Source organism: Janthinobacterium woesei, assembly GCF_051380875.1.
In the GTDB taxonomy this organism is placed as follows: Bacteria; Pseudomonadota; Gammaproteobacteria; order Burkholderiales; family Burkholderiaceae_D; genus Janthinobacterium.
This window is the reverse complement of record NZ_JBNYXW010000013.1, coordinates 141,226-154,254: the sequence shown is the minus strand read 5'-3', so window position 1 is coordinate 154,254 and position 13,029 is coordinate 141,226. Positions and strand designations below refer to the sequence as shown.

Genomic DNA, 13,029 nt, shown 5'->3' with positions numbered 1-13,029 from the left:
CCGTGGCAAAACACTACGCCGTCATCGGCGGCGGCTGGGCGGGCTGCGCGGCGGCCATGGAACTGGCGCGCGCTGGCCATGCCGTCACCGTCTACGAGGCGGCGCGCACCCTGGGCGGACGCGCACGCAGGGTCGAACGCGAAGGCACCATCCTCGACAATGGCCAGCACATCTTGCTGGGCGCCTACACGGAAACCTTGCGCCTGATCAAGCTGGCGGGGCAAGACCCGGACGAACTGATCCTCAGCCTGCCCTTGCAGATGCGTTATCCGCCCGGCGCGGGTGGCATGGATTTCGTCGCGCCGCGCCTGCCCGCACCGCTGCACCTGGCGTGGGCCTTGCTGCGCGCCAAGGGCTTGCAGCGGGCAGACAAGCTGTCGCTGATGCGTTTTTCCACCGCCATGCGTTGGATGGGTTGGCAACTGTATAACGATTGCACGGTCAGCGAACTGCTGCAGCGCTTCGACCAGACGGACGCTTTGTGCCGGCTGATGTGGCATCCGCTGTGCCTGGCGGCATTGAATACCCCGCCCGAGCGGGCCTCGGCGCGCGTCTTCATCAATGTGCTGCGCGACAGCCTGGGGGCGAGGCGCCGCAGCGCGTCCGACATGCTGATCCCGAAAACCGACCTCTCTGCCCTGTTTCCCCAGGCGGCCGCCCGCTATATCGAAGAGCATGGCGGCAAGGTCAGCATGGGCGCTAAGATTGCCGCCTTGCAAGCTCTGCCCGATGGCCGCTGGCAGCTCGATGACGGCGGCATCGTCGATGGCGTCATCGTGGCCACCTCGTCCGTGCAGGCGGCCAGCCTGCTGCAAGGCGTGCACGATGCGCGCCTGGATGACGCCATCGCCAAGATGCAAGCGTTGACGCCGGAAGCCATCAGCACCTGCTACCTGCAATACGATGCCAAAGTGCGCCTGGACTTGCCGCTCACTGCGCTGCTCGACGCGCCGGAAAACCAGCACTGGGGCCAGTTCGTCTTCGACCGGGGCCAGCTCGACACGCGCCATGCGGGCTTGCTGGCCGTCGTCATCAGCGCATCAAGCCATGCCGCCGAGCAAGGCCATGGGCCGTTGGCGCAAGCCATCGCCGCGCAACTGGCGCACGTCTTGCAGCGAGCGGAACTGGCGCAGCCCCTGTGGACACAGCTGATCACGGAGAAGCGCGCCACCTTTGCCTGCACGCCAGATTTACTACGCCCGGGCAACGCCAGCGGCGTGCCGGGCCTGGTGCTGGCTGGCGACTATACGGCCGGCGATGACAGGACGACAGACTATCCGGCCACCATCGAGGCGGCCGTGCGCAGCGGCGTGGCGGCGGCCAGGGCCGTTTGCGCTGGCGCAAAGACGGGCAAGGTGGGCAAAGCGTCAAAGTAGACTTGACGGTGCATCCTTCCCTGGTGTCGCTCGCCCCCGCCAAATTGCATTCTGTCGCACCGCGCTGGTGCGCTCGTGTGCGCTTCGCTACAGTCTGACCATCGCCAATCGCCACGCCACGAGGAATACCATGCACACCACCCTGCACCTGAGAAACAGCTTGAAAGCCTTGGCGCTGCTGGCGATCGTGGTATTGGCTACCTTGCTCGTCATTGACGCACAGCAAGTGCAACAGGCGCCATATGCCCCCTTGCTGCTGAGCCAGGCCAGCATGCTGCTGCCGGCACTGGCCTGAACAAGATGACTATAATGAATAACTATCTCGACGCGCTGCGGCGCGAACTGGCGGGCTTGCCACCGGACCTGGTGGCCAAGACGTTCGATTATTACGAACAGACTTTCATCGAAGGCGCGGCGGCCGGCCGCAGCGAGCAAGAGATCGCCGACGACCTGGGCGAGCCGAAGAAGATCGCCCTGACCTTGCGCAGCAGCACCCACCGCAAGGCCTTCGAGCACAAGAAAACGCCCGTCAACCTGCTACGCCTGCTCGTCTCGCTGGTGGGCCTGGCCATCTTCAACCTGTTCATGGTCGTGCCTGCCGCCGTGTATGCGGCGCTGCTGGCCACTTTATATGCCGTCGGCCTGAGCTTTTACCTGGGCGGCATCGCCATCACGGCCAGCGGCTTGTCCGGCGCCAACGAACTGGTGCTCGACGGCCCGCTGCGCTATATGTTCATCCATGACGACGATGGCGGCGATGGCGACGACCGGCGCGAAACGCGCATCACCATCGGCGACACAGGCATCGAAGTGCACAACGTGCCTGGTCCCGCCAAGGCCGAAGCGGGCGAAGCGCCAGCTGCCTCGTCGCGCATGATGGAACGGGCCGAGGCGCTGGCCGGCAGCGGCATCCGCATCTCGACCGACATGGACCGCGATGCGCGCACCACGCAAACCGTGTTTGGCATAGGCATGCTGCTGGGCGGCATCGCCATCTTCCTGCTCAGTCTGGTGGTCACGCGCTATACCTTGATCGGCATCAAGCGCTACATCGCCATGAATGTTTCCCTGCTCAAAGGTCACTAGAAAGGCTGCCATGAAACGCTTACTCAAAGTCGGCCTGTCCATGTTCCTGCTGGCCCTGGTCCTGATCGCCATGTCGTATGCGGCGCTGCGCGCCAAGGGCATCAGCAGCCCCAGCAGCGCTGCCGGCCGCGCCGTGCGCAGCGAAACGCGCCCTGTTTCGGCCAATATCACCAGCATCGACCTGGCCGGCCCCATCGACCTGGTGCTGCGCCGCGGCAGTACGCCATCGCTGAAAGTGCGCGGCGAGCAGCGTTTGCTGTCGAACGTCGATACCACCGCCGACGGCGCGACGCTGCACATCGGCCCGAAAGGCATGCTGTTCCACCATCGCCAGCCGCTGCAGGTGGAACTGGTGCTGCCGGCCCTGACCCGCGTGGAAGTGCGTGGCAATGGCGACAGCAAGATCACGGGTTTCTCCGGTGACAGTTTCATCCTGGAATTGATTGGTTCGGGCGACGTGAGCTTCACGGGCCGCTACAAGCAGGTACAAGCCACCGTCAACGGCAGCGGCGACCTCGACATCAATGCCGGCAACAGCGACAGCGTGGTGCTGGAAATGGTGGGTTCAGGGCGTATCGCCGCCAGCGGCAACACCAAGTTCCTGCGCGCCGACCTGAGCGGCTCGGGCGATATCGACGCCGAGCACCTGGCCGCCGACAAGGCCAGCGTCAGCCTGCAAGGCTCGGGCCAGAGCACGATCTTCGTGCGCGACGCCGCCAACCTGGCCCTGCGCGGCAGCGGCGACATCCACGTCTACGGCAACCCGCGCCAGCGCGATGCGCAAAAAAGCGGGTCCGGCGAGATTATTTGGCACTAACATTTTCTTCAAGCCACGCCACGGCCTGCTCGCCGGCTGCCTTGCCACCGGCCAGGCAGGCCGTCAGCAAGTAGCCGCCCGTGGGCGCTTCCCAGTCCATCATTTCCCCGGCCACGAAGACACCCGGCATGGCGCGCAGCATGCTGGCGTCGAGTCCATCAAACTCCACCCCACCGGCGCTGCTGATGGCTTCATCGATGGGGCGCGGACGCTGCAGCGTCACGGGCAGCAGCTTGATGGCGCGCGCCAGTGTTGCTTCATCGGCAAAGTCGGCAGCATCCAGGCATTCGCGCAGCAAGCCCGATTTCACGCCTTTGATTCCCAGCCGGCTTTGCAGGTGGCTGGACATGGAACGGGCGCCACGGGGGCGCGTCACTTCCTCGAATACGCGTTCGCTGCTGAAATCGGGCACCAGGTCGAGCCAGATAGTGGTGCTGCCCTCTTGCGCAATCTGCTCGCGCAAGGCGGACGACAGCGCATACATCAGGCCGCCTTCCACGCCGCCCGCCGTGACGACGAACTGGCCCTGGCGGCGCAGCAATAATCCATCCGTGTCGCGCGCCGTAATGGCCACCGTGGCCAGGTGCTCACCCGCGTAGCGGCTGCTGAAATGTTCGCTCCAGTTCACGTCGAAGCCGCAATTGGCCGGCACCAAAGACGCCACTGCCACGCCCTGCCCTTGCAGCAGCGGCACCCAGGCGCCATCGGAGCCCAGGCGCGCCCAGCTGGCGCCGCCCAGCGCCAGGATGACGGCGTCAAACTTGAACAAACGTTCGCCGTCCGGTGTGGCAAACGCCAGCTGGCCGTCTTGCCAGCCCGTCCAGCGGTGGCGCATGTGAAATTGCACGCCCGCTTCGCGCAGGCGGTGCAGCCAGGCGCGCAGCAGGGGCGCCGCCTTCATGTCGGTGGGGAAGACGCGGTTCGAGGAACCGACAAAAGTGTCCACGCCCAGGCTGTGCACCCAGTCGCGCACTTGCTGCGGGCCGAACTGGTCCAGTGCCGGTTTGAGCCGGTGCGCCTGCGTGCCATAGCGCGTGACGAAAGCCTGGTAGCCTTCCGCGTGCGTGATGTTCATGCCGCCACGCCCGGCCAGCAGGAATTTGCGCCCAACAGACGGCATGGCGTCGAACAACGCCACCCTGCCCCCCCTGTCAGCGGCCGCCTGGGCGGCCATCAGCCCGGCGGGGCCGCCGCCGATGACGGCGATGTGAAAGGGAGGAAGGCTGGAATGGGTCATGGCAGGCTGGGAAGACGGTGAAAACCCCGGCATTTTAGTCGAGATTGGCCAAATCAAGGCTTCCCGATGGCGCGAGCGCCAAAAAATGAGGCATACTGCGCTGATATGCTGCAACGATCAGCAGTTTTACATGACAACGCTAGGAGAACACTATGGGTGCAGGCTACTGGATTTCCCGCTACTTGCTGGCAAGCACGATTTTATTCATCATCCTGACGGTGGTCGAGTACAGCAAGGGCACGCCCGGCCAGGAGCAGATTCTGAGCGCGCTGGCCTGGTCGCTGGTGGCGTCGGCCATCTTCATCGGCTCGAAATACTGGCGCTACAGGAAAGCCATTGCGTGTGCGACGTGCAGCGATGCCACCGGCCGCAAGCCGAAAGCCAAGTCCTCCTGAAAAAATGGCCGCTCCAGGGAGCGGCCATTTTTTTCCGGCAGCGGTATCAGCCGCCCGTCACCGGTGGGAAAAACGCCACCTCGTCGCCGTCGGCAATCACGCTATCGGCGCCGCACATCACCTGGTTGTGCGCCATGCGCAGCGAGCGCGCCTGCGCCAGCGCATATTCCCAGTTACCGCCACGGGCGATCAGGCACTGGCGCACCTGGCCCACGGTCAGCAAGGGCTCGGCTACTTCCAGCACTTCCTGGGCCGTGCCCACCAGCTCGCGCACACTGGCGAAAAATCGCAGATTGATCTTCATCAAGGCTTCCTTAGTACAGCAATTCGTTAAACGGGATAAAGCGCAGCTTGTCGCCGCGCGCAATCGACAGCCCCGGCGGGCAATCGATCAAGCCGTCGCCCCACACGGTGGAGGTCAGCACGCCCGAGCTCTGGTTGGCGAACAGTTCCAGTTCGCCGTCGTCATTAATCTTCGCGCGCAAAAATTCATTGCGCCTGTCCGCCTTCAGGCGTTCAAAATTGGCCGTCAACTGATAGCTGCGCGGCGCCAGATTGCCCGCCACGCCTTGCAGGCGCAGGATGAACGGGCGCACGAACAAGAGGAAAGTGACAAAGCCGGAGACGGGATTGCCGGGCAAGCCGACAAAGAACGCTTCCTTCACTTCGCCGAACGCCAGCGGCTTGCCCGGCTTGACGGCGATTTGCCACATGTTCAGCTGCCCTTCCGCTTCCACGGCCGGCTTGATATGGTCTTCCTCGCCCACGGACACGCCGCCCGAAGTGATGATCAAGTCATTGCCCTCGGCCGCCTGGCGCAGTACGGAGCGCGTCGCCTCCAGGCTGTCGGGCACGATGCCCAGGTCCGTGATCTCGCAGCCGAGGTTTTCCAGCAAGCCACGCAGGGTAAAGCGGTTCGAGTTGTAGACGGCGCCCGGCGCCAGGGGTTCGCCCGGCATGGCCAGCTCGTCGCCCGTGAAGAACACGGCCACGCGCAACTTGCGCAGCACGGGCAGCTGCGCCAGGCCCACCGAAGCGGCCAGGCCCATTTCCTGGCTGCGCAAGCGCCTGCCCGCGCCCAGGATGACGCTGCCGGCGCGGATATCCTCGCCCTGGCGGCGCACCCATTCGCCCGCATGCGGCACGTGGTTTACCGTCACCACGCCGTCTGCCAGGGTGCACTGCTCCTGCATCACCACGCAATCGGCGCCGTCCGGCAGCAAGGCGCCCGTGAAGATGCGCGCCGCCGTCCCCGGCTGCAAGGGCTGGCCCACGTGGCCGGCCGCGATGCGCTGCGATACGCGCAAACTGGCCGCGCCGCTGGCGCAGTCCTGCGCACGCACGGCGTAGCCATCCATCTGCGTGTTGTCGCGCTCGGGCACATTCAGGGTCGACGTTTGCGCCGTGGCCAGCACGCGGCCATTCGCGCGCAGGGTGTCGATATGCTCGACCTGCGTCACCGGGCGCGCCGCGCCCAGCATGAAGGCTTGCGCCTCGGCGACCGTCAGCATGGGCTTGCGTTCTGCGGTAGGCGCGCCCATCACAAGAGCGTATTGGCGGCGATATACGCCTTCATCTTCTCTACATCGGCATCCATCACGATGAACTTTTGCGGCAAGTCTTCGATGTTTTCAAAGCCGTTTGGTCGTTCCGCGTCCACGCCCAAGGCTTCAAGGATGGTTTCGTTGAACTTGGCCGCCAGCGCCGTTTCCAGCACGATCATCGGCACGTTCACTTCCAGGTGTTCGCGCGCTACCTTGATGCCATCGGCCGTGTGCGTGTCGATGGTGATGCCGTAATCGTCGGCCACGTCGCGGATGGTGTCGAGCCGGTCCTGGTGCGTCGACTTGCCCGACTTGAAGCCATACTTGGCGACGAGCTTGAATTCATCGCCGTCGCTGCCAGGCTTGCCCGACAGGTCGAAGCCGCCATGCGTTTCCACTTTCGTGAATAGGGCGCGCACGCGCTCGCTATCGCGGCCCACCAGGTCGTAGACGAAACGCTCGAAATTTGACGCTTTCGAGATATCCATCGATGGACTGCTGGTATGGTAGGTTTCAGCGGATTTGCGCACGCGGTAGACGCCGGTGCGGAAAAACTCATCGAGCACGTCGTTTTCGTTGGTGGCGGCCACCAGTTTCGAGATCGGCAAGCCCATCATGCGTGCGATATGGCCGGCGCAGATATTGCCGAAGTTGCCCGACGGCACCGTAAACGAGACTTTTTGCTCGTTACTGGTGGTCGCCGCCAGGTAGCCGCGGAAGTAGTACACCACCTGCGCCACGACGCGGGCCCAGTTGATGGAATTAACGGTGCCGATCTTTTGCTGCGCCTTGAACGGCAAGTCGTTCGACACGGCTTTCACCATGTCCTGGCAATCGTCGAATACGCCTTCGACGGCGATATTGACAATGTTCGGGTCTTGCAGGCTGAACATCTGCGCCGTCTGGAAGGCGCTCATCTTCTTGTGCGGCGAGAGCATGAAGACGCGGATGCCCTTCTTGCCGCGCATCGCGTATTCGGCCGCGCTGCCCGTGTCGCCGGAGGTGGCGCCGAAGATATTGAGTTCGGCGCCTGTCTTGGCCAGCGTGTACTCGAACAGGTTGCCCAGCAACTGCATGGCCATGTCCTTGAAGGCCAGGGTCGGGCCATTCGACAGCGCCTGCAGGATCAGGGTAGTCTGGCCGCCCTTGACGACGTTTTCTTCGAGCACGCGCAGCGGCGTGATATCGGCCGCGTTTTCGCCGGCGCGGACATTCTTGTAGACAGCCTTGGTATAGGTTTTCGCCGTCAGTGCCTTCAGGTCCGCTTGCGTGATATCGGTGGCGAACTTCTTCAGGATTTCGAATGCCAGGTCGGCATACGACAATGTGCGCCAGGCATTGAGCTCGGCACCAGTGACTTGCGGGTAGTGTTCAGGGAGATACAGTCCGCCATCGGGGGCCAGGCCGCCCAAGAGGATATCGGAAAATTGCTGCAAAGAAGACTGTTGCGACTGCGATGGCGCTTTATCAGCGCGGGTAGACACGTAGTGCATAAATTTGAAGAGTCCAGTTGAGCTGAGTGCGGTTGATCATGAATGGCAGCGGATATTATAGTGCGAGCGGCCGTTCAAGGCGAATCGCGTCGTGCAAGCCGTATTTGGATGTAACAATTCGGATGTGACAATTGGAGAGCCGCGCCGTTGTCAAACCACACATAATGGCATCAGATCAAGCCAGGCGACGATGGCCGGCGTGCGCGCTGGCGTGCGCGGCCAATTTGCGCCACACTGCGCCTGTTGCCACATGGCGTGGCCATTGATGGAGTCGAAAACCGGTATGCCGCTGAGTAAAAAACCGTATCTGCAAAGCGCTGCGCTGCGCCCCGGCGCCATCGTCGACCTGGAGCGTTATCCGTTCACCATCCCGGCCATCCGCGATTTTCAGTACATGGAGTTCCACCGCGACGTGACGTTTTTCGTCGGCGAAAACGGCAGCGGCAAGTCCACCATGCTCGAAGCGCTGGCCGTGGCGCTGGGCTTTGGCAAGGATGGCGGCACGCGCAGCGTGCGTATCACGCAGCCATCGGACCAGGAATCGGGCCTGCACGCGCATCTGCGCCTGAGCAAAAGCTACAAGAAACCCGACGATAGTTATTTTTTGCGCGCCGAGAGCTTTTTCAACGTCGCCACCTACATGGACGACATGCCCGAATACCTGGAAAGCTATGGCGGCAAGTCGCTGCACGCGCAGTCGCACGGCGAAGCGTTCATGGCGACATTGATCAACAAGCTGCGGGGAAAAGGATTGTATTTGCTGGATGAACCGGAGGCGGCGCTGTCGCCCAGCCGCCAGCTGGCGGCTTTGTCCGTGATCCACCAGCTGGTGCAGGACGACTCGCAGCTGATCATCGCCACCCACTCGCCGATACTACTGGCCTACCCGCACGCGAAGATCCTGATGTTTACGGGTGGCGGCATCCACGAAGTAGCATATGAAGACACCGAGCACTTCGCCGTGACGCGCGATTTCCTGAATAATTATCCGAGAAGGCTGGAACAGCTGTTTGAGGAGGATTAAGGGGATTCGTCCTTTACACAAGCCCCCGGGACGTGACGGCGGCGCGAGAAACCGTAGCGAGCAAGCCCGATATCGCGTTGAGTAGCGCAGCTGTACCAGGGTACGGGGCCGCCGAGGTAGCGAGCAACGCCGACGCGAGAGTGGGCTGCGCAGTAGGTTTATCTCGTCGCCCTCAGCAAGCGGCGTGATTGACGGTAATTACGTGGACGGCGAGGCCGCCCAGAGACGTTTCCTTGTACTTGTCCTGCATGTCCGCGCCCGTCTGGCGCATGGTTTCGATGACTTCGTCGAGGCTGACGAAATGCGTGCCGTCGCCCTTCAGCGCCAGCGAAGCGGCCGTGATGGCTTTCACGGCGCCCATGCCATTGCGCTCGATGCAGGGAATCTGCACCAGGCCGCCGATCGGGTCGCAGGTCATGCCCAGATGGTGTTCGATGCCGATTTCGGCTGCATTTTCGATTTGCTCGTTGGTGCCGCCCAATGCCGCCACCAGGCCCGCCGCCGCCATGGCGCAGGCCACGCCCACTTCGCCCTGGCAGCCCACTTCGGCGCCGGAGATCGAGGCATTGCGCTTGCACAGCATGCCGATGGCCGCTGCCGTCAGCATGAAGCGGCGCACGCCGCCCACCGGGTCGCTGGGACGGCAGTCTTCCGCGTAATAGCGCAGTACGGCCGGGATGATGCCAGCGGCGCCATTCGTCGGCGCCGTCACGACCCTGCCGCCAGCCGCGTTTTCCTCGTTGACAGCCATCGCATACAGGCTGACCAGGTGCACGGCGTCGTGCGGCAAGTCGTTGGCGCGGTTATCGGATTCTTTCGCATCCTGCGCCAAACGCCACAATTTGGCGGCGCGGCGCTTCACGTTCAAGCCGCCCGGCAGGTTGCCCGTCGTGTGCAAGCCGTGCGCGATGCAGTCGCGCATGACGTGCCAGATGCGGTCCAGGCCTTCGTTCAATTCGGCGTCGCTGCGCTTGACGCACTCGTTCGCGCGCAGCATTTCCGGAATCGACAGGCCGCTTTCCACGCCATGTGCCAGCAACTGGTCCATCGTGTCAAACGGGAAGACGACGCGCGCGGCGGCCGCCGGTTCCACTTCGGCTTCGGCTTGCGCCGCAGTTTGAACTTCTTCGGCTTCGCGGATAAAACCGCCGCCGATCGAGTAATACACCTTGTCGACCCGGCTGCCATCGGCCAGTTTCAAGGTAAACCGCATGCCATTCGGGTGCTCGGGCAAAGACTCGCTCTTGTGCCAGATCAAGCCCGTGGCCGCCGTAAACGGCACCACGTGCGTGCCCAGCAAGGCGATTTCGCCGGCTGTCGCGATGGCGGCCAGCTTGGTGTCGACTGCATCGGGCGCCACGTCTTGCGGCGTCTCTCCCATCAGGCCGAGGATGACCGCCTTGTCCGTGGCATGGCCCACGCCCGTCAGCGCCAGCGAGCCATACAGAGCCGCCTCAACGCCCACTACCTGGTCCAGCGGACCGTATTCGACCAGAAAACGCCGCGCCGCCACCATCGGCCCCACCGTATGGGAACTCGACGGCCCGATGCCGATTTTAAACAGGTCAAATACGCTCATATCCATCAGTGTGTCTCTTTATATTAGTATGTTTTTTTATCAATGCTGATGCGTGCCTCAGGTGCATCAGGTGCTTCAGGCAGCCTTGGCCGCCTGGCCTGCATCCACGTTGGCCAGCATGTCGGTCACCATCTGCGCGACGCCGATCTGCGCCTTCCAGCCCCAGTGGGCGCTGGCCGTGCTGTCGTCCAGGCTTTGCGGCCAGCTGTCGGCAATCGCCTGGCGGCTATCCGGCTTGTAGCTGATCTTGAAGTCGGGAAGCATATGCACGATGGCTTTGGCCAGCTGCTCGGGGTTGAACGACACGCCGGCGACATTGTAGGACGAACGGATCTTGATGTGCGACACGGGAGCGTCCATCAGTTCGATGGTGGCGCGGATCGCGTCTGGCATGTAAATCATCGGCAAGGTGGTGTCCGGGCCCAGGAAGCATTCATAGCGCTCGCCGCGCAGCGCCGCATGGAAGATGGCGATGGCGTAATCGGTAGTGCCGCCGCCCGGAGGCGACTTGTAGCTGATGATGCCCGGGTAGCGGATGCTGCGCACATCCACGCCATATTTATTGAAGTAATACTCGCACAGGCGCTCGCCGGCCAGCTTGCTGATGCCGTACATCGAGGTCGGGTCCATCACCGTCATTTGCGGCGTATTGACTTGCGGCGTGTTCGGGCCAAAGGCGGCGATCGACGATGGCCAGAAGATGCGCAGCGGCTTGCCCGCTACACCGCGCTCGCGCGCCAGTTCCAGGATATTGAGTAAACCATCCATGTTCAGGCTCCACGCCTTCAATGGCGCCGCTTCGCCCGTAGCCGACAGCATGGCTGCCAGCTGGTACACCTGGGTGATGCTCTCATCAGCGATGATGTTGGCCAGGCCGTCCTTGTCCAGTACATTCAACTGGGCGTAGCGCTTGGCTTGGTACAGGTTATTCGTGCCGATGTCGCTGGCGATGACGTTGTCCGCGCCATGCTGCTGCGCCAACGCGCCCACCAACTCACTACCGATTTGGCCGTTTGCGCCGATGACTAAGATGCGTTCCATGCTATGTTCCTAAAATTCTTGTTATTTCTTGTTATTAATTGGTAGCGGTCTTGAGCAAACCCAGTTCCGTGCCCGCCTGTTTGAATGCGGCCAGCACCGTGACCAGCTGTTCGCGCGTATGCGCCGCCGACAGCTGCACGCGCACGCGCGCCTGGCCCATCGGCACGACCGGGTAGAAGAAGCCCGTCACCAGCACGCCCAGTTCATACAGGCGGGCGGCAAACTTCTGTGCCACGGGAGCGTCGAACAGCATCACCGGCACGACAGGGTGCGTGCCCGGCTTGATGGTGAAGCCGATGCGCTCGATTTCGCTGCGGAAGAAGGCCGTGTTTTCATGCAGGCGGTCGCGCAATTCCGTCGACTTGGCCAGGCGGGCCAGCACCGACAGCGAAGCGCCAGCGATCGATGGCGCCAAGGTATTCGAAAACAGATAAGGGCGCGATTTCTGGCGCAGGGTGTCGATGACTTCCTTGCGCGCCGAGGTAAAGCCGCCCATGGCGCCGCCCAGGGCCTTGCCCAGGGTGCCGGTGATGATGTCAATGCGGCCCATCACATTGTGGTGTTCGTGCGTGCCGCGGCCCGTCGCGCCCATGAAGCCGGAAGCGTGGCATTCGTCGATCATCACCAGCGCGCCGTATTTGTCGGCCAGGTCGCAGATCTTGTCGAGTTGCGCAATCGTGCCGTCCATCGAGAACACGCCGTCCGTGACGATGACTTTATGCCGCTTGCCGGCAGCAATGGCCGCCTGCAGCTGCACTTCCAGGTCGGCCATGTCGTTGTGGGCGTAGCGGTAGCGGCCAGCCTTGCACAAACGGATGCCATCGATGATGGAAGCATGGTTCAGCGCGTCGGAGATGATGGCGTCGTTTTCATCGAACAGGGGTTCGAACACGCCGCCGTTGGCATCAAACGCCGCCGCGTACAAAATCGTGTCTTCGGTGCCCAGGAAGCTGGAGATGGCTTGTTCGAGTTCCTTGTGCACGGTTTGCGTGCCGCAGATGAAGCGCACGGACGACAGACCGTAGCCGTATTTTTGCGTGGCGGCGATGGACGCTTCCTGCGTTTGCAGGTCGCCGGACAGGCCAAGGTAGTTATTTGCACACATATTGATCAGGGTACGGCCATCGTCGCACATCACTTCAGCGCCCTGGCGCGAGGCGATCACGCGCTCTTGCTTGTACAGGCCTTGCTGGCGCAGTTGATCGAGGTTCTGTTGCAGACCGCTGAAAAAGGTGTTCTTCGCTTGCTCGCTCATGATGATCCTTGTGTGTCCCTGTTGTGTGCGTGTTGTTGTGCGTGTTGTTGTACGTGTGGCGGCCGCCATAGGGGAAAAGCAGCCGCTTGACCGGTGCGCGCAGTATGCTGTACCGTGAAGCGCTGTTTGAAGTCTACACGTTTCCGTGTTTTTCCTCAAAATCCACTATGTCGAACTAAAAT

The 13,029-nt window shown here is 62.6% G+C and carries 13 protein-coding genes; 6 read left to right on the top strand and 7 right to left on the bottom strand.

The window, feature by feature from the left end:
- Positions 1–2: 2 nt before the first annotated feature.
- The 4 genes from hpnE (at position 3) to ACQ4W6_RS16825 (ending at position 3,279) form a co-directional block, all read left to right on the top strand.
- Positions 3–1,376, top strand: coding sequence for a hydroxysqualene dehydroxylase HpnE (gene hpnE / locus ACQ4W6_RS16840; protein WP_436568310.1), 1,374 nt, complete (start codon positions 3–5; stop codon positions 1,374–1,376).
- Positions 1,377–1,506: 130 nt separating this feature from the next.
- Positions 1,507–1,671 (top strand): hypothetical protein, encoded by a 165-nt coding sequence (locus ACQ4W6_RS16835; RefSeq protein WP_436568309.1) that lies wholly within the window; start codon positions 1,507–1,509, stop codon positions 1,669–1,671.
- Between the two features lie 14 nt (positions 1,672–1,685).
- Positions 1,686–2,462 (top strand): DUF1700 domain-containing protein, encoded by a 777-nt coding sequence (locus ACQ4W6_RS16830; protein ID WP_436568308.1) that lies wholly within the window; start codon positions 1,686–1,688, stop codon positions 2,460–2,462.
- Between the two features lie 10 nt (positions 2,463–2,472).
- Complete coding sequence (locus ACQ4W6_RS16825) at positions 2,473–3,279, top strand: head GIN domain-containing protein (RefSeq protein WP_436568307.1); 807 nt, start codon at positions 2,473–2,475, stop codon at positions 3,277–3,279.
- Here ACQ4W6_RS16825 and ACQ4W6_RS16820 read toward each other — a convergent pair.
- Positions 3,266–4,516 carry a TIGR03862 family flavoprotein gene (locus ACQ4W6_RS16820; protein WP_436568306.1) on the bottom strand — a complete coding sequence of 417 codons (1,251 nt, stop codon included), beginning with the start codon at positions 4,514–4,516 and terminating at the stop codon, positions 3,266–3,268. The two genes, ACQ4W6_RS16825 and ACQ4W6_RS16820, sit on opposite strands and share 14 nt — an antisense overlap.
- Positions 4,517–4,668: 152 nt before the next feature.
- On the opposite strand from ACQ4W6_RS16820, the gene ACQ4W6_RS16815 reads away from it, so the two are divergent.
- The gene (locus ACQ4W6_RS16815) at positions 4,669–4,911 is read left to right on the top strand and encodes a hypothetical protein (protein WP_436568305.1); all 243 of its coding nucleotides are present in this window, start codon (positions 4,669–4,671) and stop codon (positions 4,909–4,911) included.
- 46 nt (positions 4,912–4,957) lie between these two features.
- On the opposite strand, the gene moaD is transcribed toward ACQ4W6_RS16815, so the two are convergent.
- The 3 genes from moaD to thrC are packed head-to-tail and all read right to left on the bottom strand — an operon-like array spanning position 4,958 to position 7,948.
- Positions 4,958–5,215: a molybdopterin converting factor subunit 1 gene (moaD, locus tag ACQ4W6_RS16810; protein ID WP_436568304.1), complete on the bottom strand. Its 258-nt coding sequence runs from the start codon at positions 5,213–5,215 to the stop codon at positions 4,958–4,960.
- Positions 5,216–5,225: 10 nt separating this feature from the next.
- On the bottom strand, positions 5,226–6,452 hold the full coding sequence (locus tag ACQ4W6_RS16805) for a molybdopterin molybdotransferase MoeA (RefSeq protein WP_436568303.1): 1,227 nt from the start codon (positions 6,450–6,452) through the stop codon (positions 5,226–5,228).
- Positions 6,452–7,948, bottom strand: a complete 1,497-nt coding sequence (gene thrC / locus ACQ4W6_RS16800; RefSeq protein WP_436568302.1) for a threonine synthase — start codon at positions 7,946–7,948, stop codon at positions 6,452–6,454. Before thrC ends, ACQ4W6_RS16805 begins: the two co-directional genes overlap by 1 nt.
- Before the next feature lie 283 nt (positions 7,949–8,231).
- Here thrC and ACQ4W6_RS16795 point away from each other — a divergent pair, with 283 nt between their 5' ends.
- Entirely contained in the window at positions 8,232–8,972 is a 741-nt protein-coding gene (locus ACQ4W6_RS16795; RefSeq protein ID WP_436568342.1) for an AAA family ATPase, read from the top strand.
- Positions 8,973–9,144: 172 nt separating this feature from the next.
- On the opposite strand, the gene ACQ4W6_RS16790 is transcribed toward ACQ4W6_RS16795, so the two are convergent.
- From ACQ4W6_RS16790 to kbl, 3 genes are all read right to left on the bottom strand, one after another.
- The gene (locus ACQ4W6_RS16790; protein ID WP_436568301.1) at positions 9,145–10,557 is read right to left on the bottom strand and encodes an L-serine ammonia-lyase; all 1,413 of its coding nucleotides are present in this window, start codon (positions 10,555–10,557) and stop codon (positions 9,145–9,147) included.
- 69 nt (positions 10,558–10,626) lie between these two features.
- Positions 10,627–11,592, bottom strand: coding sequence for an NAD-dependent epimerase/dehydratase family protein (locus ACQ4W6_RS16785; protein WP_436568300.1), 966 nt, complete (start codon positions 11,590–11,592; stop codon positions 10,627–10,629).
- A gap of 34 nt (positions 11,593–11,626) precedes the next feature.
- A complete protein-coding gene (kbl, locus tag ACQ4W6_RS16780; RefSeq protein WP_436568299.1) occupies positions 11,627–12,847 on the bottom strand; it encodes a glycine C-acetyltransferase in 1,221 nt (406 codons plus the stop codon).
- Positions 12,848–13,029 lie beyond the last annotated feature (182 nt).